The 24,403-nt window shown below is 31.5% G+C and carries 24 protein-coding genes; 12 read left to right on the top strand and 12 right to left on the bottom strand.

Features of this window, described 5'->3' with window-relative positions; translation table 11 throughout:
- Positions 1-18: 18 nt before the first annotated feature.
- The 4 genes from Q4517_RS11080 to Q4517_RS11065 all read left to right on the top strand — a co-directional run bounded on the left by Q4517_RS11080 (position 19) and on the right by Q4517_RS11065 (position 3,101).
- Positions 19-1,461, top strand: coding sequence for a TonB-dependent receptor (locus Q4517_RS11080; protein WP_303509231.1), 1,443 nt, complete (start codon positions 19-21; stop codon positions 1,459-1,461).
- A 63-nt stretch (positions 1,462-1,524) separates the two neighbouring features.
- Positions 1,525-2,070 carry an RNA polymerase sigma factor gene (locus Q4517_RS11075; RefSeq protein WP_303509229.1) on the top strand — a complete coding sequence of 182 codons (546 nt, stop codon included), beginning with the start codon at positions 1,525-1,527 and terminating at the stop codon, positions 2,068-2,070.
- Positions 2,071-2,103: 33 nt separating this feature from the next.
- The gene (locus tag Q4517_RS11070; protein ID WP_303509227.1) at positions 2,104-2,640 is read left to right on the top strand and encodes a hypothetical protein; all 537 of its coding nucleotides are present in this window, start codon (positions 2,104-2,106) and stop codon (positions 2,638-2,640) included.
- Positions 2,640-3,101: a hypothetical protein gene (locus tag Q4517_RS11065; RefSeq protein ID WP_303509224.1), complete on the top strand. Its 462-nt coding sequence runs from the start codon at positions 2,640-2,642 to the stop codon at positions 3,099-3,101. The genes Q4517_RS11070 and Q4517_RS11065 overlap by 1 nt, the downstream gene beginning before the upstream one ends.
- A gap of 29 nt (positions 3,102-3,130) precedes the next feature.
- Here the strand turns inward: Q4517_RS11065 and Q4517_RS11060 are convergent, their stop codons facing one another.
- The 5 genes from Q4517_RS11060 to kdsB form a co-directional block, all read right to left on the bottom strand.
- Positions 3,131-3,328, bottom strand: coding sequence for a hypothetical protein (locus Q4517_RS11060; RefSeq protein WP_115900718.1), 198 nt, complete (start codon positions 3,326-3,328; stop codon positions 3,131-3,133).
- A 134-nt stretch (positions 3,329-3,462) separates the two neighbouring features.
- A complete protein-coding gene (locus tag Q4517_RS11055) occupies positions 3,463-3,729 on the bottom strand; it encodes a hypothetical protein (protein ID WP_303509219.1) in 267 nt (88 codons plus the stop codon).
- A 23-nt stretch (positions 3,730-3,752) separates the two neighbouring features.
- Complete coding sequence (locus Q4517_RS11050; RefSeq protein ID WP_303509217.1) at positions 3,753-4,379, bottom strand: chloramphenicol acetyltransferase; 627 nt, start codon at positions 4,377-4,379, stop codon at positions 3,753-3,755.
- Entirely contained in the window at positions 4,380-5,066 is a 687-nt protein-coding gene (locus tag Q4517_RS11045; protein WP_303509215.1) for an HAD family hydrolase, read from the bottom strand. It lies immediately after the preceding gene.
- Complete coding sequence (kdsB, locus tag Q4517_RS11040) at positions 5,059-5,793, bottom strand: 3-deoxy-manno-octulosonate cytidylyltransferase (RefSeq protein ID WP_303509213.1); 735 nt, start codon at positions 5,791-5,793, stop codon at positions 5,059-5,061. Before kdsB ends, Q4517_RS11045 begins: the two co-directional genes overlap by 8 nt.
- Positions 5,794-6,282: 489 nt before the next feature.
- On the opposite strand from kdsB, the gene Q4517_RS11035 reads away from it, so the two are divergent.
- Complete coding sequence (locus tag Q4517_RS11035; RefSeq protein WP_303509211.1) at positions 6,283-6,636, top strand: hypothetical protein; 354 nt, start codon at positions 6,283-6,285, stop codon at positions 6,634-6,636.
- An 88-nt stretch (positions 6,637-6,724) separates the two neighbouring features.
- Here the strand turns inward: Q4517_RS11035 and Q4517_RS11030 are convergent, their stop codons facing one another.
- From Q4517_RS11030 to idi, 3 genes are read right to left on the bottom strand one after another with little or no spacing between them, the layout of a single operon-like run.
- Entirely contained in the window at positions 6,725-7,696 is a 972-nt protein-coding gene (locus Q4517_RS11030) for a type I phosphomannose isomerase catalytic subunit (protein WP_303509208.1), read from the bottom strand.
- Positions 7,697-7,699: 3 nt separating this feature from the next.
- Entirely contained in the window at positions 7,700-8,113 is a 414-nt protein-coding gene (locus Q4517_RS11025) for a 6-carboxytetrahydropterin synthase (RefSeq protein WP_303509206.1), read from the bottom strand.
- Between the two features lies 1 nt (position 8,114).
- On the bottom strand, positions 8,115-8,636 hold the full coding sequence (idi, locus tag Q4517_RS11020; protein WP_303509204.1) for an isopentenyl-diphosphate Delta-isomerase: 522 nt from the start codon (positions 8,634-8,636) through the stop codon (positions 8,115-8,117).
- Positions 8,637-8,834: 198 nt separating this feature from the next.
- Here idi and Q4517_RS11015 point away from each other — a divergent pair, with 198 nt between their 5' ends.
- The 7 genes from Q4517_RS11015 (at position 8,835) to Q4517_RS10985 (ending at position 17,314) form a co-directional block, all read left to right on the top strand.
- On the top strand, positions 8,835-10,238 hold the full coding sequence (locus tag Q4517_RS11015; RefSeq protein ID WP_303509201.1) for a hypothetical protein: 1,404 nt from the start codon (positions 8,835-8,837) through the stop codon (positions 10,236-10,238).
- Between the two features lie 95 nt (positions 10,239-10,333).
- A complete protein-coding gene (locus Q4517_RS11010; protein WP_303509200.1) occupies positions 10,334-11,920 on the top strand; it encodes a peptide chain release factor 3 in 1,587 nt (528 codons plus the stop codon).
- Between the two features lie 64 nt (positions 11,921-11,984).
- Positions 11,985-13,463: a hypothetical protein gene (locus Q4517_RS11005; RefSeq protein WP_303509198.1), complete on the top strand. Its 1,479-nt coding sequence runs from the start codon at positions 11,985-11,987 to the stop codon at positions 13,461-13,463.
- A 110-nt stretch (positions 13,464-13,573) separates the two neighbouring features.
- A complete protein-coding gene (locus tag Q4517_RS11000; RefSeq protein WP_303509196.1) occupies positions 13,574-14,503 on the top strand; it encodes a peptidylprolyl isomerase in 930 nt (309 codons plus the stop codon).
- A 200-nt stretch (positions 14,504-14,703) separates the two neighbouring features.
- Positions 14,704-15,372 carry a TonB family protein gene (locus Q4517_RS10995; RefSeq protein WP_303509193.1) on the top strand — a complete coding sequence of 223 codons (669 nt, stop codon included), beginning with the start codon at positions 14,704-14,706 and terminating at the stop codon, positions 15,370-15,372.
- 406 nt (positions 15,373-15,778) lie between these two features.
- Positions 15,779-16,045, top strand: coding sequence for a TonB family protein (locus Q4517_RS10990; RefSeq protein WP_303509190.1), 267 nt, complete (start codon positions 15,779-15,781; stop codon positions 16,043-16,045).
- A 144-nt stretch (positions 16,046-16,189) separates the two neighbouring features.
- Complete coding sequence (locus Q4517_RS10985; protein WP_303509188.1) at positions 16,190-17,314, top strand: energy transducer TonB; 1,125 nt, start codon at positions 16,190-16,192, stop codon at positions 17,312-17,314.
- 633 nt (positions 17,315-17,947) lie between these two features.
- Here the strand turns inward: Q4517_RS10985 and Q4517_RS10980 are convergent.
- From Q4517_RS10980 to Q4517_RS10965, 4 genes are all read right to left on the bottom strand, one after another.
- The gene (locus tag Q4517_RS10980; protein ID WP_303509185.1) at positions 17,948-18,817 is read right to left on the bottom strand and encodes an OmpA family protein; all 870 of its coding nucleotides are present in this window, start codon (positions 18,815-18,817) and stop codon (positions 17,948-17,950) included.
- Between the two features lie 139 nt (positions 18,818-18,956).
- Complete coding sequence (locus Q4517_RS10975; RefSeq protein WP_303509183.1) at positions 18,957-21,113, bottom strand: OmpA family protein; 2,157 nt, start codon at positions 21,111-21,113, stop codon at positions 18,957-18,959.
- Between the two features lie 10 nt (positions 21,114-21,123).
- Positions 21,124-22,065 carry a type IX secretion system membrane protein PorP/SprF gene (locus Q4517_RS10970; RefSeq protein WP_303509180.1) on the bottom strand — a complete coding sequence of 314 codons (942 nt, stop codon included), beginning with the start codon at positions 22,063-22,065 and terminating at the stop codon, positions 21,124-21,126.
- A 22-nt stretch (positions 22,066-22,087) separates the two neighbouring features.
- On the bottom strand, positions 22,088-24,403 hold a 2,316-nt coding region (locus tag Q4517_RS10965), incomplete at its 5' end, for an Ig-like domain-containing protein (protein WP_303509178.1).

Genomic DNA, 24,403 nt, shown 5'->3' with positions numbered 1-24,403 from the left:
GTAACTAAAAAAAACAAAATGGCAATTACGTTAAAAGGAGATCAAAAAATAAGTACTGTACCAACTACCAAAATGAAGTCGTTAAAAATTAATTTAAACGCTCATATATATGGAACTTTTGCAGAGATTGGAGCTGGTCAAGAAACTGTTCGTAATTTTTTTAGAGCTGGTGGAGCATCTGGTACTATAGCAAAAGCTATGAGTGCTTATGATAAGGATTTCTCTGATGCCATTTATGGAATTGAAAAAGACAATCGTTATGTTACTGAACCTCGATTAAAGAAAATGCTAAAGCATGAAATGGAGTTAATTGAGGAACGACTTGATCGTCAAAAACACCCTGATAAATTATTTTTTAGTTACGCTAATACAGTAGCAACTATAAACTTTACTAAAAAATTTAAAGGTCATGGTTGGGTTGGTATTCGTTTTCAATTAGATCCATTAGAAGATTACAACGAAATTGTTTTGCATCTTCGTTTTAAAGAAACTGATGCTCGTCAGCAGCAAGAAACATTGGGAGTTTTAGGTGTAAACTTAATTTATGGAGCTTATTACTTAAATGACAACCCTAAAGATTTATTAAAATCTTTTTACGATAATATTGATAAAGACCGTTTAGAGATTGACATGATCAACTTCTCTGGACCTCGTTTTATGTATGTTGACAACCGCTTAATGAGTTTACAACTTGTTAAAAACGAGATGACAAATGCTGTAATGTTTGGTCCTGACGGGAATAACTTATTGCCTGCACAAGTACTTTACAAAAAGAATATTTTGGCTCTTCGTGGAAGTTACAGACCCGTAACTAAGGTTAACATGGATATGTTTGAGCGTTCTAAACAACTATTCTTTGATGAGAATAAAGTAGATCCTAAGAAAACCAAAATTATTTTTGAAATTACCTTAAGTAACCTTCGTGCCGAAGGAGAAATTAACGAACGTGACTTCTTAGACAGGGCTGAACTACTATGTTCTCTTGGTCTAAACGTTATGATTACCAACTATCAAGAATACTTTAAACTAGTAGAATACTTTAGCGAGTACACCAAAGAGCGCATGGGGCTTGCTATGGGAGTTTATAACTTGATTCAAATTTTTAATGAAAAGTATTATCGTGATTTGAGCGGTGGTATCTTAGAGGCTTTTGGTAAACTATTTTATAGAGATTTAAAGGTATACATGTATCCCTATAAAAATGAGGAAACTGGTGAATACATTACTAGTGAAAACCTTAAAGTGCATCCTAGAATGAAAGAACTTTATAAGTTCTTTAAAAACAATGGTCGATTAATTGATATTAAAGACTTTAACCCTGATATTTTACATATTTTCTCAAGAAAAGTCTTAAAAAAGATAAAAAACGGAGAAGATGGATGGGAAGAAATGCTTCCTAAAGGAGTTTCTGAAACTATTAAAGAAAAACGCTTATTTGGGTGTACAAAAAGAATTAAGTAGTTTTTTATATCTCTTTTTAAACCTTTTGCTATCTTTAATGTCTAACAACTAAAACAGTTTTGGTTGATTGACGAGATCACACTTATAAATCAATTACAGCAATCTACTACCAAAGAGATTGCTTTTAAAAGCCTAGTATCGCAATATAAAGAGCGATTGTATTGGCATATACGAAAAATAGTAATTTCTCATGAAGACGCCGATGATGTTTTACAAAACACTTTTATAAAAGTTTTTAAAAGTATTAATCACTTTAAAAGAGATAGTAAACTATATTCTTGGATGTATAGAATAGCTACCAATGAAGCTATAACTTTCATCAACAAAAAAGCTAAAGAAAAGAATATTCATATTTCTGATTATCAACTACAGCTTACTTCTACTTTAGATAGTGATTATTGGTTTTCTGGTGATGAAATTCAGCTTATTTTGCAAAAAGCAATTGCCACATTACCTCAAAAACAACAATTAGTATTTAACATGAAGTACTTCGATGAAATGAAGTATGAAGAAATCTCTGAAATTCTCAATACCTCAGTTGGTGCTTTAAAAGCCTCATATCATATAGCCGCTAAAAAAATAGAACAATTTATAAAGAACTATAATTAAACCTTTTACAAAAACAAGAGTCTTACTAAAGTAATGGATAAAAAATTAAAACATACTATAGATTATATAAACCAACAAGTTGGCAAGGATAATGGTTTTTCAACTCCTCAAAATTATTTTGAAAAAGTTGAAGAGACTATTAACACTTCTGTATTTATAGATAGTTTACCAAAAAATAAACCATTCAATACTCCTCACGGTTATTTTGATACAATTGAAGCTCGAATTCAATCAAAATTAGCAATAGAACAAACTAAAGAGTCAAAAGTAATTTCATTACGTAAAAGAATTTTACAGTATGTTCCTGTAGCTGCAGCAGCTTCTGTTTTACTTTTTATTGGTATTAATTATTTTAATAGTCAAAAAATTACTTTTGAAGATATAACTATTACTGATATAGAATCTTGGTATGAAAATGGATATGGCGATATTGATAATAGTGAGCTTGCAACAGCCTTAAATACTTCAGAGCTAGAAGAAGATATATTTGCTTCTATTAGTGATGAAACACTAGAAGATTACTTAAGCTCTGTTGACACACCAACACTTATAAACGAAATACAACAATAATGAAGAAGCATTTACTTATATTATTTGTAGCTTTTACTTCCCTTTTTTCTGTTCAATCACAAACTAAAAAAGGAAATTATGAAAAAATTAAAGCTTTTAAAGTAGCTTTTCTTTCTGAAAAATTAAATCTAACGGAAGAAGAAGCTGATAAATTTTGGCCATTATATAATATATATGATAAAAAAATGATTAAACTTCACAAAGCGGAACGATACAGTATAAAGAAAAAAATACTTAGCTGTGGAGGAATTGATAGTTTAACTGACAAAGAATCAAAAGAAATTGTGAATAAAATTAAGTCAGTTTCAAAAGAACAATACGAAGCTAAAACTCACTTTTATGATAAGCTCTCAACTTTTTTATCAGATAAAAAAATTCTCACTTTAGAAGTTGCTGAACACGAGTTTCACCGAAAGCTTATAAAAAAGCTAAAAGGTAAAAAAAGAGAACATCAAAAATAAAAAAAGGAAGCTTTAAAAGCTTCCTTTTTTTACTTATCGACTAAGGCTAAGCAAACATATAAATCTGGTTTATTAGCTGTAAATTGTTTTAGCCAAATAGTTAGTTCATCTATTTCATAAGGTAGTAATCTACTTAAAGCTTTCTCAAGCTCTTTACAAAATAAATCAGCGTTAAAACTAACCTTTTGAAGCACAGTTTTCGTGTACTCATACATAGCTCTTGCCATATTTATTGGGGTTATCTGTTATTAAATACTGAACGTAATTTACAAAATTTTATTCCAAAGTGAATGTTAAAATTTATCCAAAAAAAAAGCGAGACTCATTAGAGTCTCGCTTTATAAACATATAATTTATAGTACTATAAACTATTTACTTTTTCTATTAAAGCATTAGCTTTAGTCTCTAACTCAGTATTTAAAGCTTTGTAATGAGCTTTTTTATTCTCTACATTTTTTGCATTTACTTTTGCAATTAAATCATCAAAAGTTACAATAACTTCATCTACAATAGCATTTGCTTTAGCTTTATCAGCTTCAGGGTTTAATTCTCTAGCTATTTGACAAATACTAATAATGTCTCCTAATGTATAGTTAATATCTTTCTTTAAATTTTTTATGCTTGCCATAATTATAAATATTTGATGCAAAATTAATCGATTTTATCCAATTCAGCTTGAAATTTCTCAAAAAACTCTCCTACATGGTATCCATCTACCAAAGCATGGTTTACATTTACCGCCACAGGCATTAATACTTTCCCTTTTTCTTCTTTTAATTTACCAAAAGCTAACTGCGGAACACTATCATTTTTATTTCCTGAGAAAGGTTCTTTATGCCCTGTAAAACTTACCCAAGGAATCGCTGAAGAGTGTATACAGCCTAATGAATACCTTATTGGCAATAAACTAGTTGAACTTTGTATTCGCTCTTTTTCTTCTATGTAATTTTGATTAAAAACTTCAAAATCTTCTGAATAATCAAAATAAGAAAAACCAAATGTTGTATCTGGTCTAGCAACAGTTGTTGATACATTAATTACATCATAAATTGCTACTTTATCTCCTTCAACTCTAAATTTAAAGTTTTCAACAGCATTTATAGCCTTCATACAAGCATGTAAATACCTTACAAAAAAGGATTGATCCTTCTCTTTTGCTGATTGATAAGTCTTAGACACATCTACATCTGCAACTAAACCAAAAGTTGGATCTGCTAAAGTTCTAAAGTGTTTAAAAAGTTCTTTTCTATTCCAGTTTTCAATATCTAGATACCTCATCTATAAAAACTTTAATACATCTGTAATACTAGATACTGTTTTATAAGCATCCGTTTTTTGTTCTTCTTTTACTTCTTCGTGTGCCCATGTTGTATGAAATGGAACATGAATTGCCGTAGCCCCAATTTCAATTAACGGCAATACATCTGATTTTAATGAGTTACCTATCATTAAAAATTCTGAAGGATTAATTTCCAACCGTTTTACTAGTTTTTTATAATCGGCTTTTTTCTTCTCACTCATCACCTCTGTATGGTGAAAATATTTTAAGATACCTGATTTAGCCAACTTACGCTCTTGATCTAACAAATCTCCTTTAGTAGCTACAATTAGCTTATATTTTCCTTGTAGTTCTTGTAACACCTCTTCTACTCCATCTAATAACTCTATTGGTTTTTCTAACATCTCTTTTCCTATCTCAAGAATTGCTTCCATTTTTTTAGGACTGATTTTATAGTTAGAAATTTCTAGAGCACATTCAACCATAGACAACATAAAACCTTTTACACCGTAACCGTAAATTTTAAGGTTTTCTATTTCCTTTTTAAATAATTCTTGATGAATTTTATTTTCTGTTTCGTAATCAGACAGCAATCGAGCAAAATCATCTTCAGCATCACGAAAATAAGTTTCGTTTACCCAAAGTGTATCGTCTGCATCAAAGGATATTATTTTAATATTATTCATTTTCAAGTTGTTTTATAGCTTTTTCTAAGTCTTCAGGAGTATCAATACCAATACTTTCTACTGAAGTTTCTATCATTTTTATTTTTTTTCCTGCTTCTAAGTAGCGAATACATTCAATTTTTTCAGCTGCTTCTATTGGTGTCATAGGTGTATGATAAAAATCGATCAATGCTTCTTTTCTAAAGGCATAAACCCCTTTATGTTTGTAATAATTTATAGCTATTTCTTTATCTCTGTGATACGGAATTACACTTCTTGAAAAATAGATTGCAAAATCGTTTGCATCGGTAATTACTTTTACATTATTAGGGTTTTGAATATCTTCTTCATTCGTTATTTTTACTTTTAACGACGCTAAATCAATTTCTTTTTGAGTATCAGATTTAAAAACGCTAATTAATTTAGATAACGAAACGGTATCAATAAAAGGTTCGTCTCCTTGTACATTTACCACGATATCTACGTCAAGACTTTCAACAGCTTCTGCAATTCTATCTGAGCCACACTCGTGTTCTTTTTGGCTCATTAACACCTTACCTCCTACTTTTTCTATAGAATTATAAATTACTTCGGAATCGGTTACCACGTATACTTCATCAAACAAATTCGCTTTTACTGCCGCTTCATAGGTTCTTACAATTACAGGTTTCCCTCCTAAATCTTTCATTAATTTCCCTGGAAAACGCGATGCACTATAACGTGCAGGAATCATTGCTATTATCTTCATAAATAATACTAAGTGTTTACGTATCAAAGATACATATTTAAACTGCTATCATAAAAACTGATAAAACTCACATTGACAAAATTTTAACATTAATTAATTTTTGATTTTGTTCAATTATTAAAAACTTTTACTACTTTTGAGTTCTTATGAAAACGCTTTTAGGCATATACACATTTATTTTCAACACAATCAATTCGATTATGTGTACAGCCCGCATGCATAAACAGTATGTATACGTACTTAAAAGCACCCAAAGAAACAGAATTAAACATCGATTTTAAATAATCAATTTTAATATAAACTTAACCAAGGTGCTTTTTTAAAAAAGCACCTTTTTTTATTTACTAATATTTTAAATTTTAAACATTATGAACACTTTTAAGTATCGAAATTCAATTAGAAAACACGTAGCCTCAACTGTAATGTACTCAGTACAAAATCCATTTTACAGAGATCCTGAATTACTAATACTTAATCCTTAAAATTATCATGAAAACACTAAACATCACATCAAACAGTCAGCCTAATCAATTCATAGTTAACAAAAAACAGGTTAGCAAAAACAAAGTACTAAAAACTTCAGTTTTATACGATAAAATTGAAGCTAACGCAAACACTTCTTTAGGCTTTTATCCAGATTCTTCTAATTTTAGTTTTAACAGTATCGAATTTGACCTGTTAGACAATGCCTACCTTAATGATAAGCTTGTTATCAAAAACAACATTAAAAAATTGAGTGATACTGAGGTTATTTTCAATATAACAGTATCTAAAAAAGAAGAAAAGAAACAAAATATTATTTGTACAGCTACTTTTGGCTATACTATTAAAAAAACGTCTTAATTATTTCTAAATATTGATTTTACAATCAATTGAGCAATCGTTAAGTTAGTTTGATTTGTTATAAGCTTAGGAGATTCTTCTCTTAAGCTTATTTTATGTATGTTTCTAATAGCTCTGAAGGACTTTCTGATAAAACTTTCACTTTATCAATACATGCTGGCACCAAAATAGTTTCTCCTTTTCTTACAATTTCTTCTTGATTCTCGTAAGAAAATATTACTTCTCCTTCTACACACATATAAATTATAAAGCTATCTTTTTTAGATAAATCTATTTCTTTCTTTCCTTCTACTGGAAGTATATTCGTTGTAAAATAATGGCATGTAACTACTTTATTCGCTACATTTTCTTGTTTCACATAAATTGTTTTATAAGAGCTTTCTGCTGAGAAGTCAATTGCTTTCAATGCTTTTTCAGTATGCAATTCTCGATAATTACCATCAATATCTTTTCTATCCCAATCGTAAATTCGATAAGTTAAATCTGATGTCTGTTGAATTTCGGCAATTAATAAACCTGCTCCGATAGCATGCACTCTACCTGGTGGTACAAAATATACATCTCCTTTAGCCACTTTATCAATATTTAAAATACTTAAAAGTGTTTTATTATTAAGGTGTTGTATATACTCTTCTTTGCTTGAATTTTCTTTAAATCCAATAATAATACTAGCTTCTTCGTCAGCTTGCATTACGTACCACATTTCAGTTTTTCCAAAGGATTCTTGAAGTCCCGCTAAATCATCATCAGGGTGTACCTGAATACTTAGTACTTCTTTAGCATCTATGAACTTTATTAACAGTGGAAACTGCTTACCGAAAGTTTTATACACATAACCACCTACTAAATCGTACTTATACTCTTCTAAAAGACTTCGTAATGTTCTTCCTTCAAAATCACCATTACTAACAATTGATTCATCTCCATCAACATCAGAAATCTCCCAACTCTCTCCAATATTGGATCCGTCTGAGTTTTTATGAAGTAATTCGTTTAGTTTTTTTCCTCCCCAAATTTTTTGTTTTAAAATTGGAGTAAATCGTAGTAATTGGTTTATCATAGATTATGCACCTCTATAAGTTACGTAGTTTCTTGGAGTTTCGTATAATGTAACTTCTAAGTCTAATTTTTCTGGAATACTTACACGTAACTTATTATAAATCACCACTGATATATTTTCTACTGTAGGGTTAACATCCTTAAACTCCTCTACTTCAATATTTAAGTTTTTATGATCTAAAACATCTTCTACTTTCAATTTAATTAAATTTTTCAGCTTACCTAAATCATATACATATCCTGTTTCTTGGTCTATTTCACCAGTTAATGAAACAATTAGTTCATAATTATGACCATGGTAATTAGGGTTACTACACTTACCAAAAACCTCATAATTTTTTTCATCAGACCATTTAGGGTTAAATAACCTGTGTGCAGCGTTAAAGTGTGCTTTTCTGTGAACTGTTACTTTAGGCATATTAAATATACTTAGATATTTTATCGTAAGATTCTTTAAAAATTATTTTAAACCAAGCTGTATATCGTTCAGGGTGGTTTTCTATATCATTTTTCACCTCTACTAAAGGCATCCATTTATATGACGCCACTTCTTCGGAGTTTACAATAGGTTCGTCGTTAAATCGACCAATCATTACATGATCGTATTCATGCTCTGTTAAGCCATTATCAAACGGAGCTTTATAAATAAAAGAGAACACTTCTTCTAACTCACATGAAAACCCCATTTCTTCTTGTAATCTACGTTTCCCAGCCTCAATATTCGACTCTCCATCTCTCTGGTGTGAACAACAAGTATTTGTCCATAACAAAGGAGAATGGTATTTTTCAGCAGCACGTTGCTGTAACATCAATTCATTTTTATCATTAAAAACGAATACCGAAAACGCTCTGTGCAACAAGGCTTTTTCATGTGCCTCTATTTTTTCCATTAATCCTATCGGATTGTCTTGCTGATCAACTAAAATTACTTGTTCTTTCATCTAGAAAATTTACGAAAAGCAAACTTACGAAAATCAGTTTATTATACTTTAGTTATGAGTAAAAAGATAACGTTTATACCTTAAAAAGGTCATTCCCACGATAAAACCATTCTTCTTTACTTTAACTTTTATAATTTAGTAATGCTAAGATTATTTTAAGTTCATATAATTTATACAAACAATTAAACTCTAGTAATTATGATTCAATTAACTCAAAAAAAACTGAGTACTATTAACCCTGATATTTTATTAGTATATGGCAATTTAAAACCTGAAACAAATAAGGAATATTTCGAATTAAAAACTAACACCATCCTTCAAAAAAAGTTACCTGGAGCACCTCCTATTTCTATTGAAAATAATAAGTTGAAGGCAGAAATTAAAGTAGCTCAACCTGAAGAGGTTCCAAATATTCCTACAGAACTAGATGTTAATATAAATTGTCTTAAAAAAAATATACTTAACGAGTATCCCTTATTACTTAACGAAGTAATTATAAATGATCGAATCACTTTTTTATTAGAAAAGTTTCATAATTTACCTAAACGAACTATTGTATATGAATTAACAACAAATAAAACATCTCTATATTTTTTATTAAAAAACATTAGTCTTGATAATGAATATAACCTTGTTTTACAAGATTCCTCTTTTACATTACCTCCCAAACTCCACTCAAATTTAGATTCATTATCATTAAAGCTTAATGTTAAAAGTGTAGCTGTTTTTATGGGTAAAGGAATTGCTTCTGGAATGCTTAGTGCTGTAGGCGGCGCAATTGCCAACGCAATTATCGAGGCTATTTTCCCTCCTGAAATTCCTGAGTATTTTGATGAGGTTTATGCTCAAATAACTAAAGTAGTTAAACAAGAAATACAAAAAAGTAAAATAGACTCCATTAGTGGAGCTATTACTAATTTAATACAAAAGATTAACTACGAATATGTTCCTGCACTAAAACAACGCGACCTTAAGAGTAAAGAAGATCGTGAGCATTTATTTAATTTATTACAAAAATATGACCAAACCTTTCTTTCTGGAGCCGAAGGTATGCTAGGCACACTTCAACAAAAAGATAAAGCAAGTGCTGGTTTTACAGTTTTTATGTTAGGCGCAACTCTTCAATTAAGTATTTATCAAGAAATGGCTAATGTTGACCCTATGAATAAAAATGCAAAAGAAGAATGGAAAAACCCTAACGAATCTAGCTATGGAAAACCCAAATCAGGGACACTTGCAAAAACAGCTGAAAGCTTTATAAAACATGCAAAAAAAACATATGATTCCATAATGAAAGCAAGTGATAATGCTGTAAAAGCTGAAAAATACATGACTGAACGTGCTTATGTTATTGGACAAACTTTAGTTACTGATAGAACTTATTACTGTAGGATAAAGGATAATGGTGTAGCAACAAACAAGGTTTGGGAAATTGGACAAGATGATAAGCATGGTAATAATCCTAAATTTGACCAATTTGTTAAACAAGAAGTACCTTCATATAAAGAACAAAAAAGACGTAATTTAGATAACGAAATGAATCACCCAATCGAAGTAATTGAAAACTGGAAAAGTTTGATAAACTCTCCTATAAAATTATAGCTTATTTTCCTTTTCAAATTAAAAAACATATCTGTATAAAGCTTCTTTTGAACAGTTCGCTTTAAAATGTATCTTTGCAACCTTAAAATTTATAGATGAGTTTTTTAGAGGAAATACAGAAGAGACGTACATTCGGAATTATATCACACCCTGATGCTGGTAAAACTACCTTAACTGAAAAATTATTACTTTTTGGTGGGGCTATTCAAGAAGCCGGTGCGGTTAAAAATAATAAAATTAAAAAAGGAGCGACTTCCGATTTTATGGAAATTGAGCGCCAGCGTGGTATCTCTGTTGCTACTTCTGTATTAGCTTTTATTTATAAAGACAAGAAGATAAATATTCTTGATACACCTGGTCACAAGGATTTTGCGGAAGATACATTTAGAACCTTAACTGCAGTAGATAGTGTTATTGTGGTTATTGATGTTGCAAAAGGGGTTGAGGAACAAACCGAAAAGTTAGTAGAGGTTTGTCGCATGCGTAAAATTCCGATGATTGTTTTCATTAACAAGTTAGACCGTGAAGGTAAAGACGCTTTTGATTTATTAGATGAAGTTGAGCAAAAACTAGGTTTAAAAGTAACTCCTTTAAGTTTCCCTATTGGAATGGGATACGATTTTAAAGGAATCTATAATATTTGGGGAAAGAAATTAAATATCTTCTCTGGAGATAATAAACAAACTATTTCTGAAGGGGTGGAATTTGATGACATCGATAACCCTGAATTAGATAAAATCGTTGGTGAAGATGCTGCAAACACTCTTCGTGAAGAATTAGAGTTGGTAAATGAGGTATATCCTAATTTTAATCAAAATGACTACCTGAGCGGTTCGCTACAGCCTGTTTTATTTGGTTCAGCTTTAAATAATTTTGGAGTAAAAGAATTACTAGATTGCTTTATTGATATTGCTCCAAATCCGCAGCCAAAACAAGCAGAAGAGCGTTTAGTAGACTCTAAAGAAGAAAAACTTACAGGGTTTGTATTTAAAATTCATGCAAACATGGACCCTAAACACCGTGACCGTTTGGCTTTCGTGAAGATTGTATCAGGTACTTTTAAAAGAAATACCCCTTACCTACACGTTCGTAACAGTAAAAAAGTAAAATTTTCCAGCCCGAATGCCTTTTTTGCTGAAAAGAAAGAAATCGTAGATGAATCTTTCCCTGGTGATATTGTAGGATTACATGATACAGGAAACTTTAAAATTGGAGACACCTTAACTGAAGGAGAACAGTTAAACTTTAAAGGGATTCCTAGTTTCTCTCCAGAGCATTTCCGTTATGTAAACAATGCCGACCCAATGAAGGCAAAACAATTATATAAAGGTTTAGATCAATTAATGGATGAGGGTGTTGCGCAATTATTTACGATGGAAATGAACGGGCGTAGAATTGTAGGAACCGTGGGAGCACTTCAATACGAAGTAATTCAATATCGTTTAGAGCATGAATACGGAGCTAAGTGTTCGTATGAAAATATTGCTGTACATAAAGCTTGTTGGGTTGAACCAGAAGACACTAAAAATGAAGAATTCAAAGAGTTTAAACGTGTAAAACAACGTTATTTAGCTAAAGACAAACAAGGTCAGCTAGTGTTTTTAGCCGACTCTTCATTTACCATACAAATGACACAAAGTAAATATCCAACTGTAAAATTACATTTCACTAGTGAATTTTAAGAAGCACTACATATTCTCTTTTCTATTTTTTATTTTCTCTTTTCTAACTTACGGTCAAGAGAACTTGTCTAATTTACAAGGAAAAGAGTTACACAATAAAGTTCGTTTGAATTTTATACCTGTTGAAATGCCTTCGGATAAATTTCCAAACCTAAAATCAACCATGGGATTAGCAGGTATACACTATCAAATTCCATTTAACGATTGGTTGTATGGTGGCGCAGGATTTCATTTTGCTGTAACAGGTGACCAAGGAGGATTATTTACGTTAGGTGCTGAATTAGGAGTGAATAAACAATTGTATAAAAACTTATATGTAGATGCTAACTTCCACTTTGGTGGCGGTGGTGGATATCGTTACTTAGTAAATGATGGTGGTTTTATCAATCCAAATATCGGATTACAATATAAAAAGAATGATTATTCCTTCGGAATACAATACAGTCACGTTAACTTTTTATCTGGAGAAATTAAAAGTAACTCCGTTTCTTTCTTTGTAGAAATACCTAGTATTTTACGTTTTACCGATTATGACAAAGCACATCAAAATTTTGTAGCAGATAACTTGTCTCCTGATAGTTTCTGGAATAAACCTGTAGTTAAAAATGCACAACAAATTCGTTTTGATTTCTTTAAACCTATCGGTAATTCAAAAAAAGATAATGGTGATGACTTAAATGAAATGCTATATGTTATTGGTTTTGAGTATCAGAAATATTTAAACGAAAACACCTTCTTATTTGCACATACCGATGCTATTTATAGAGGGTTACGTGCTGGTTTTATGGATTTATTTGTTGGTGCTGGGTATCACCCATACCAATCAAAATATATTAATATTTTTGGGAAATTAGGTATTGGTGCTGCTGGCGGTCGTGTGGCTCCTGAAGGTGGATTGATGATGTATCCTTCTGCTGGAATCGATTTAAAACTATTTAAAAACATCGCTATCAGTGGTCATGGCGGGTATTATCGTGCTATTGCAGGCGATTTAGAAGCGTATACTTTCGGGTTTGGTTTAAAATACTTCGGATTAAATGGCGGAACGTCTTCCGAAGAAAATAGTACTTATAGTACACAAGGTTTACGTTTTGAAATTCAAAATCAAAGCTATTTTAATGTTGCTAAAACAGATGATGTTTACAACGCTACTGAAATAGACTTACAGTTAATTGGTTTTAAAGTTAACTATGACTTAAATCATTGGTTATATATTGCTGGTGAAGCAGGTTTTGCATATGATGGTCGCTCAGGTGGTTATGCTCACGGATTAGTAGGTGGTGGTATATATAGTCCATATTTTTTTAACAAAAAAATGCGTGGTTTTATAGAAATTATGGCAGGTGCTGGCGGAGGTGCTGGTGTAGATACTGACGAAGGAATTATTATTCGCCCTACACTTGGATTGAGCTATGACATAGTAAATCAGGTTTCTATAATTGCATCTGGAGGTAGATATTATTCGCCTTTCGGTAATGTAAATTCAAACAATATTAACATAGGTTTAAGCTTTAACCTTTCAACTTTATCAGTAAAAAACTAACTTTGTCATTGCTAAGAAAAACAATGATTTAGCTATTTTAATAAAAAGATTCTTTTACCTAATAATATTTTGGATATTGGAATCGCACAATATAAATAAACAAGAGAAAAATGGATAACGGAATTTATGCAAAGTTCACCACTCCAAAAGGTGATATTTTAGTAAACTTAGAATACGAAAAGACTCCTGGAACTGTAGGTAACTTTGTTGCTTTAGCAGAAGGAAATTTAGAAAACTCAGCAAAACCACAAGGAACTCCTTATTACAATGGATTAAAATTCCACCGTGTAATTGCTGATTTTATGGTTCAAGGTGGTTGCCCACAAGGAACAGGAACAGGAAATCCTGGTTATAAATTTGATGATGAAATTCACCCTGAATTAAAGCACGATGCTCCAGGAAAGTTATCAATGGCAAATGCAGGGCCTGGAACTAATGGTTCTCAGTTTTTTATTACCCATGTTGCTACTCCTTGGTTAGACGGAAAACACACTGTTTTTGGTAGTGTTATTGAAGGTCAAGATGTTGTTGATGCTATTGCACAAGACGACACTATGGATGTAGAAATTATTCGTGTTGGTGATACCGCTGAATCTTTTAATGCAGTAGAAGCTTTTAGATCTTTTGAAGGAGCTCGTGAAAAACGTGAAGCTGAAGCAAAAGCTAAACAAAAAGAATTATTAGATGAAGTAGCTGCTGGATACGATGAAACTGCAAGCGGATTACGTTATAAGGTTTTACAAAACGGAGATGGGAAACAAGCTACGAAAGGAGCTACGGTTTCTGTACATTACAAGGGACAATTATTAGACGGAACTGTGTTTGATTCTTCTTACAAACGCAAGCAACCTATCGATTTTGCAATTGGAGTTGGTCAAGTAATTCCTGGTTGGGATGAAGGTATTCAGTTATTAAAAGTTGGAGACAAAGCTCGTTTGGTAATTCCTTCTGACTTAGCATATGGAGCACAAGGTGCTGGCGGTGTAATTCCTCCAGATGCAACCTTAATCTTTGATGTTGAATTAATGAATGTGAAATAATAATACATAAAATATTTCAGTATTGATAAAGCCTTCGTAATAATTATGAAGGCTTTATTTTTATTCAAAAGCCTACTTAATGTTTAATTAATATTCATAACATTAAAGAACATATTACTTAATAGATTTATCATGATTCCTTAAGGACAAAAGAGCAATAAAGCGTAACCTTTACAACACCAAACAAGCTCTTAAATCCTATGAAAACAACATTACTATTTTTTATACTTCTTCTCTTTGTAACTATTGCTTTAAAAGCTCAAGAAGTTTGTACTACTCCTGAAGACAATGCTGTTGATTTAAATATTATAAGTGTAAATAAATGTGAGATTGTTAACAAGAAACAAAATTCAAGAGAAAGAACTACAAAAGCATTAACCGCTAGAAATAGAATAAAAAAAATAAGAAAAACACCACAAAAAAATCAATCAAGCCTAAGTAATCCTTCTAAGGTTTCTATTGTTACTACTAATAACGACTTATCTATAAAAACTTCTTTGAAGTCTCAAACTAAAGAGCTATTATTTTCTGTAGTTGAACAAGTTCCTTTATTTCCTAAGTGTAAAAATAGCTCTAACGAAAAAGCTAAAAAGTGTTTTAAAGACAATATGCAAAAACATTTTTCTAAAAACTATTACCCTGAGGTCTTTTCAGAGGAAGGTATACGTGGTAGGGTCTTAATTCAATTTACTATAGATGTGTATGGTAAACCTAAAAATATTCAAGTAGTTAGTTCAAAACCTAGCAAAGTTATTACCAATGAAATTAATCGGATTATCAATAAGTTACCTCAGTTAGAATCAGGTAAAGAGAAAGGGATACCTGTTAATGTAACTTACTCTTTTCCTATAAATTTAATCTTAAATTAAGATAAAACGTTTATCCATAATTTCAAATAATCTTATTTTCAATATCATTTTCTTACTCTCAAGAAAAATGTGAAACTCCCAATGAAAATATTCAGGACATTAATACTATTAGCATTACTAAATGTTCTATAAACGATGTAAAAGAAGCTCTAGAGATTGAAAAATCTAAAGAAATTTCAACAAGAAAAAGGCTTCATAAACTTAGAAAAGCTAATGCTGTTTCAGCTAATTCTAATAAAGTTATGCAAATAAAAAGTAAAAACTCACTTGTTGAAAATTAAATATAAAAGAGGATATTTTAACTTCTCTAGACAAAGTTCCTTTTCACCTAGTAGAACAAATTCCTCTATTTAAAGAATGTAAAAAAACTCCAATTTTACAACAATCAAAATGTTTTGAAAAGGAAATGATAAAACATATTGTTAGAAATTTTGATTATCCAAAGGAAGCTTTTCGAAAAAAAATTGAAGGGAAGGTTTTAGTACAATTTACTGTTAATAAAAAAGGGAATGTTGTTTATATAAAGAAAAAAGGAGCTGAAAATAGTGATTTACTGAAGAAGGAAGCTCACAGATTAATTGCTGCTCTTCCTAAATTTATTCCCGGAAGCTATAAAGGTGGTTTAGTTAATATAAAATACGCTTTGCGTATAATTTTTAGGGTTCCGTTATAGTTAAATTTATTCCTCCTTTTTAGATTAAAATCACTCTAGCAATCTGAATCGTAGAATAAATTTGTTATTTTCTATTTTTTACCTATATTTACGGCATCAGTTAATAGTTAATTAACTCTACCAAACACTTAAAATTAGAGCACAATGATTAAAAAATTCCCCTTAGTAGTAGCTATTATGCTACTTTCTTTAGCGGCTGTAGGACAAGAAGTATGTACTACTCCAGATGAACAAATCGCTGATCCAAACAGTATCACAAAATGTGCAATCGAAGACACCGATAATGGTGCAAAAAAACAACTATCTATTGAAGTTTCAACCAGAAGACGCGTTGTTCGTAAGAATAAAGAAGCTGTTTCTGCTATTGGAGGTATTAATTCTTCTCAAAAGGTAGCTGATATTAAAAAGAAATCTTTATTAATTGGTAAACTTGAGTTAGAAGATAATTCAGCTACTATTGAAAAAGTTCCTTTTAATTTAGTTGAAGAAATTCCTTTGTTTAGTAAATGTAACAATGTTCCATTAATTAAGCAGGCAAAGTGTTTTGAAACTAACATGACTAAACATATTATTAAGAGCTTCAACTATCCACAAGAAGCTATTGATGCTGGTATTCAAGGAAGAGTTTTAGTTCAGTTTACAATAAACGAGCAAGGAAATGTTGAAGATATTTTAATGCGTGGACCTAAAGGTGGTGAATCTTTAGAAAAGGAGGCTAGTAGAATTATTAACGATCTTCCTAAATTTATACCTGGCAAACACAATGGAAGAACTGTAAAAGTAAAATATGGGGTTCCTATTACGTTTAGAGCACCTGGAGCAACTAATAATAGTTCTTCTAAATCTACAATAAGTAAAGTTGTTGCTAAGAAAAGTTCTAATGTAGTAAAAGAAAAGACTGTTACTGATTTTGTAAAGTTTGTAGAGGTACAAAGCATCCCTCAATTTAAAGCATGTACAAAGGTTCCTGATATGCAAAAATTAAAGTGTTTCAACGAAAGAATGGTTAGCCATATTCAAAGAAACTTTAACTATCCTGCTGCAGCTGCAGAACAAAACATTGAAGGAAGAGTTTGGGTACGATTTATTATTGATAAAAAAGGAGAAGTAACCAACATTAAAATGAAAGGTCCTCAAAACGGTCAATTACTAGAGCAAGAAGCTAAAAGGATGGTTTCTAAACTACCTAAGTTTGTTCCTGGTGAGCATAATGGTAAAACAGCTAATGTTGAGTATTATATTCCCGTTAACTTTAAACTTCATGAATAAATAACTCTTAAAAGTGTTTATATATAAAAAGAAAAGCTTCTAATTAAAATTAGAAGCTTTTCTTTTTATAAGACATTATCCTCTTAGATAATTCTTACTTACACTATACTATAGTGCTCTTTATTGTAAATCTAGTAGTGTAAGTAGTAGTACAATACATTATTTTATACAAGAAATAAAATTATCAAAAAAAGAGTAGTTATAATACTTTCTATTTATTTAAAGTTGTTACTTCTTATCTATTTTAAATCTTTTTGTCTAATTCACTAAGCACTTCATTCGCCTTATGAACCATTTCTTTTATTTCTTCAGGAATTTCTTTACCCATTTTAGCTTCACTTTATTCTTATCTCAATCATAAGCTATTCCTTTTCTCTTACTTTCTCTTTACCTAATTTTAGTTTTTTTTACTTTTGCCTTCCTTTTCTTTTAGCTCTTTTTTTATTGTTTTTACTTTGACTCAAAATATATTAGAAATCAAAGAAAGGAAAAAGATTATGCTATTTTGCATAAGGCAGAACAATTTTCATGCTGTTCTAAGATAAATCAAACTATTACAAACTTACTATTTAATAGCTATTAAGCAAAAAAACCAGCATTTAGCTGGTTTTTTATTCTTTATTTTAATAATAACTAAGGTTTGATATTTTCTTTTTCGGCTAGTAAACCAAAAAACTTATCTAAATTAGGTAAAATTACGATTCTAGTTCTTCTATTTCTAGCTCTATTAGTAGCAGAGTTGTTTTCTACAAGTGGAACTGAACTTCCTCTTCCTGATGCTATTAACCTGCTAGGATCCACATTATATTTTGTCTCTAAAAGTCTAACAATAGATGTTGCTCTTTTTACACTTAAATCCCAGTTGTCTTGTACAACAGCATTATGAATTGGTCTAGAATCTGTATGTCCTTCAATCATAACATCCATACTTGGTTCTGAATTAATAACATCAGCTAATTTTTTAATTAACTTATGCGCATTTCTTTTAACTCTGTAGCTTGCTGTATTAAATAACATTTTGTCTGAAACAGAAATCATTACAACTGTTTGATCAATATCAATATTTACATCTTCATCATTTTCTAGCTCTGAAGTGTTTATTGACTTTTTTAAGTTGTGAGCAATAGCTACATTCATAGAGTCTTTTAACGTTTTAGCATTAGCTAACTCAGCTGGATCAACATTTTTAAGTGTTTCTCTCATTTTTTCTTTTACAGAATTTGAGATTACTGCTGATTTACCAACCATATCTAACTTAACGTTATTTTCTTCATGGAGTGATTCATTTACACTTTTTAATGAGTTAATTTTTTCATTGTAGTCATCAACTCTCTTTTCAATTTTAGCAAACTTAGCCTCAAGCTGCTCTTTTTCTAGAGTTGTTTTTTGTAAATTTCCTCTTGTATCATTGTACTTCTGCTCTAACTCAACATACTTCTTTTTTGATACACAAGACGTCATTGTTAAAGCCAATAACGCTAAGGGAATAAATAGTTTTTTCATAATTAATAATAATGATAATAAGTTAATGTAACCTTATAACTTAATTTTTTGCATAATATTATACTGAGTAAATAAAAAAAACTCCTTTAAAAAAAGGAGTTTTACCTTAATAACATTACGTTTATTTGTGGGGGGAATCTTAATTTTTATAATTCACTTTAACTTCTTTTGTTAACTTGTTACAATTCTCTTCTTTTCCCTTAAAACACTTATTATTTTCTGGTCTTGAGTTTCTTTCTGATCTCTTTAAACTTTTGCTTAAAAACTCTAAAAAATTACTTCTTCTTGTGGCTAGTTTTTTTCTGATTCTTTTTTTTTCTTGTTCTTGTCTTATCTCTACAGACTCGCTTCCTTTTACTATATAGAAATAAGAGCGCCTATTTAATTGATACTCTTTTTCAGTACACTTTTTTCCGTCTACACAATCATTTAAAGGGTTGTCTTCTCCGTAACCTATAGCACTTTCAATTCTATTACTTGTAATTCCTCTTGATAGAATATAATCTCTAGTTGATTTTGCTCTTTTATCTGATAAAAACCTATTATAATCTCTTCGACCTCGACTATCTGTATGTGACTCTATTTTAATCACTAACTCAGGATGATTTGTCATTACTGTTACAATATTTTCTAACTCATATTCTGCATCTTCCCTAATAACAGACTTATCATAATCAAAATAAATAGGTTTTATCACTATTTGGTTTCCTATTATTAATGGTGTTAACTTTAAGTTTGCTGTAACCTCTTTATTTTTTTTATTATTAGTTAGCACTGTACTTTTATCTGATCTATGGTCTAACTTAGACGCAGTAATTGTATATATTCCATTACATGGTACATCTTTAAAAGTATAGCTACCTGATGTATCAGAAATAGTTTCTGCTATAACTTCTTTTTCTTTATTAATTAACTTTATTACAGCTGCATCTACTGGAGCATTTATTTTATTGTTTTCTATTACTCCTTTAACAATTTGTGTACAAACAGGAGGCTCTGTATAAATAAAAAAGCTATAAATATCATCATCTCCTTTTCCTTTTTCTCTATTTGATGAGAAAAAACCTCTTTTCCCGTTTTTACTTATAAAAAATGAAAAATCATCTTTTTTACTATTAAATGGATACCCTATGTTTTCTGGTGATAATAATGTACCATCTTCTTTAATCTTTGCTTGAAAAATATCAAGAAGTCCTAAACCTAAATGTCCGTTAGATGAAAAATATAGTACATTATCGTTCCCTACATAAGGGAAAACTTCTTTCTCTGGCGTATTTACAGTGTTTCCTAAATTTATTGGTTCTCCATACTCATCTTCTTCTTTTATTTCTACCTTATAAATATCAGATTGTCCATATCCTCCTGGCATATTAGAAACAAAATATAATGTTTTTTCGTCTGGACTTAAAGCTGGATGACCTGTTGAATACTCATCATTATTAAATGGTAACTCTTTAACGTTAACCCAATACCCATTCACATAACTAGCTTTATAAATTTTTAAATTAGATGTGTTTTTCTTACTTCTCTTTGCTTTCTTTCCTTCAGAATTATTTCTTGTAAAGTAAATAGTTTTTCCGTCTTTTGTAAAAACAGGTGTCGATTCATGTAATTCAGAAGCTATTGGTTCTCCCAACTTTTTAACATTTCCTAAAACTAAGACAGTGTCTTGCTTACTACCTTCTAATGTTTGTATATTCTCTTCTGCCTTGTAAATATTTAAAAACGGTTGGTTATTCCACTTATAAATTTTTTGCTTTTTTGAATCATTAGCAATAGACGATGAGAAGTATGCTTTTCCATTCAATAAAAACCCTCCGAATTCTGAATAAGGCGTATTTATAGCCAAGTTTCTTACTCCTACTCTCTTTTCTTTATTAGTGTAGTCTAACAAATAGTTTTCTTTTTTAAGTTCCTTATTTAAACTACTTTTTTGAGCTTGAGTTAATCTTAAAAAGATAGAATCTGATTTTTTATACTTCCCATTACTTCTCAGAGCTTGAGCATATTTAAACAAATGCTTTTCTTCTACTTTTTCTTTAAAATTTGAAACAAGTTTTTGGTACCAAACTTCTGCTTCTTCTGTATCTGAATTATTATAGTAAGACTCAGCTAACCTAGTTAATACATGTTGAGAGCTATCTCCTTTAATTAATACTAAATCTTTATACAATTTAGCTGATTGAACATAAGAAAACTCTCCAAAATAACGATCCGCTACTTTTCTACTTTGACCAAAACCATTTACAGCCAGCATTAAAAATGTTGCTAATACTAGTATTTTTTTAAAATTCATTTTTTTCTTTTTAAAAGAATCTTGGGGACCTATATCTAATATCTTTAAATATTTCATACTGTAACATAATTTCGTGTGTTCCCGAGTTTGTTACATTATAGTTTGACGTTGTTAAATCATATGAATACCCTATAAGCAAAGAGTCTGTTGCTTGAAAACCTAAAAGTGCACTTACAGAATCATCCCATCTCCAAGAAGCTCCAACTCTAAACTTTTCATTAAATAATAAATTAGCTGAAATATCTAATGATAGAGGTGCTCCTGAAACTCCTTTTAATAAAGCTGCTGGTTTAAACTTTAAGTCTTCATTGATATCGAAAACATATCCTGCTATTAAGAAAAAGTGCATTCTTTCTACTGCTACTTCCCCTGGAGTATCTGCATCGTAGTGCTCCATTCTTAAAATATTAGGCACCGATAATCCTACATACCATTGTGGCTGATGATAATAAATACCTGCTCCGACGGTTGGTAAGAATTTATTAATGTTATCCTGAAAGACTACTTCATCATCTTTGTAAGTTCCTTTTGACCAATCTATATTTAGTAACCTACCTCCTAATCGCAATCCAAAGGCTAAGTTCCCTTCTTCTCCTGTTTGTATATTGTAAGATACATTTGCATCTAAATATATTTCACTAGAAGGTCCCACTTGATCATTCATTAAATTAACTCCTAACCCTAAACCTGAATATCCTAAAGGAGTATCGTATGATAAGTTTTGAGTATTAGGAGCACCTTCAAAACCTACCCATTGCATTCTACCTAATGCAGTAATTACTGTATGCCCTCTAGACCCTGCATAAGCAGGGTTTACATTCATTGTATTGTACATATATTGTGTGTACTGAGGATCTTGTTGTGCATAAGTATTTGTGGTTATACAAATACTCATTGCACATAGTAAGATTAAACTTAAATATAATTTCATTTGATTAATACTTTTATTCATCAGTCTTTTTTATAAATCTAGATTATCTATTAATGTAAATCCAGCCTTTTTTAACTTTACTTCCATTTCCAAGGTCTAAAATATAGAAGTATGTTCCAACTGGCAATTTATCGCCTACATTTATATTAGCTCTTCCTTCAGAGATTCCTTCAAACCTTTTATTTCTATCCTTATTCGAGTATCCTTCTATTCTGTATACAGTGTTACCCCAACGGTTAAAAATTTCAAGAGTATTATTTTGGAAATTCTCAATGCAATCAATATGTAAATAACTGTTTGCTTCATCTCCATTAGGACTCATTAAGTTGTTTACTTTCACACAAGTATCATCATTTATTGCGTCTCCAAACCCATCAAAACCATCTATAAGGTCAGGTATTCCATCTCCGTCTGTATCTTCTCCATCTATCACTCCGTCCCCTCCATCATTTGGATCTGTAGGGTTAGAGTTATAATCTGGGTTATCAGCATCACCAAAACCATCTAAACCATCAACACTATCTGCGATTCCATCTCCATCTGAATCATCAAGAGGATTGTCTACTTGTCCATCGCCATCTTCATCTGGATTCCCTCCTTCTACAACATCATTTACTCCATCATTGTCACTATCTAAATCTTGATAATCTGGAGTACCATCACCATCTGTATCTACCGGAGTATCACCTCCATTATCTCCCTCACCAAAATTATTTATATCTTCATCAACACTATCGGAAATTCCATCACCATCAGAATCTGAACCTCCTGTATCATTAGAATCTATAACTCCATCACCATTAGTATCGGAACTTTCATTTCCTCCCTCTATAGCATCATTTATACCATCGTTGTCACTATCCAAATCTTGATAATCTGGAATACCGTCGCCATCCGTATCTGGTTCTTCTTCTTCATCTACTGAGTTATCAGATTGACCATCTCCGTTAGTATCTGTATATCCTGTATCGCTAGAATCTATCACTCCATCTCCATTAGTATCTAAATCTCCATTTCCGCCCTCTATAACGTCATTTATACCATCATTATCGGAATCTAGATCTAATGAATCTGGAATTCCATCTCCATCAGTATCCACTAAACCATCTCCCTCTTCAACATCTGGAATTCCATCATTATCATCATCTACATCTACAGCATCTGGTATGCCGTCATTATCCGTGTCTTGTAAATAGTACTCATGTGTATTCAAAGCAGAGCCTCTATTCCCTTCACCATCAATTGAACTTACACTTGCTTCTACTGTCGTATCTGGGTCAGCTGCTAAGTCTGAGCCTGGGACATCTATGCTATAATTTCCACTACTATCTACTGTTCCGGTATAGCTGTTTCCGTTGATCACTAAAGTTACCGTGTCTCCTGTATTGAAGTCACCACCTACCATTCCGCTTACTGGAATAGTGCTTCCTGCTTCTGAGGCATTAATAATGTTGTCTGCTGTGATATTATCTATAGTTATCGTTAAAACTGGTGCTGTTGTGTCGATTACTAATTCATCGGTCGTTGCATCGGAACTGGTGTTTCCTGCTGCATCGGTTGCTTCTACACTTACATCATACGTTCCTTCTGCAATCTCGCTTCCTGCTGGTATGTTTAATGTCCATGTTCCATCGGTATTGTCTACTAAGTTCCCGTCTCCTTCGGTATACGTTACTCCGTTGACTGTTACCTCAATCGTATCTGAACTGTCTGCTGTTCCTGTGATAACTGGTGTCGTATCGTTCGTGGTTTGACTTACAACTGTTGGTACGGTTACATCATCGTCTTCTACCGTTACTGATCCATCGGTTATCGCTCCAGTTACTCCACTTGTGACAACTCCTGTTGCTGGGAATACTTCGTCTGCCTCTCCTGAGGTAATGTCTTCTGCTGTTGGAACAGTTACACTTCCTGTTGTATCTCCTGCGGCAATTGTTACTGGGTACACTATTCCATCTACCGTTACTTCTACTGTAATGTCTTCTGTACTTGGATTGCTTAAGGTTACCGGAACAATAGCATCGTCACCTTCGGATACTGTTACATCTCCTATGGCTACTATTGGGGCTCCATCATTATCTTGAATCGTTCCTGTCGCAGTTTGCCCTCCGTTGGCTACAGTAAAGGTCTCATCTGACTCATCTATAGTATCCTCTGTCGTTGGTACACTTACCGTTCCACTTGTTGCGCCGGCTGGTACGGTTACCACTACATCGGTCGTCGTATAATCTGAATTTCCTGCGGTGCCATTGGTTAAGGTAAATGTATAGTCTACTGCTAAGGCACTTGCATTGCTTAACGTAAAGTCAAACTCTACAGCACTTCCTTCTGTTCCACTTGCATCTGTAATGCTTGCTAC

The sequence above is a fragment of the Tenacibaculum sp. 1_MG-2023 genome (assembly GCF_030547425.1).
In the GTDB taxonomy this organism is placed as follows: domain Bacteria; phylum Bacteroidota; class Bacteroidia; order Flavobacteriales; family Flavobacteriaceae; genus Polaribacter.
Note: the sequence above shows the minus strand (reverse complement) of the source record. Positions and strands in the feature narration are given on the sequence as shown.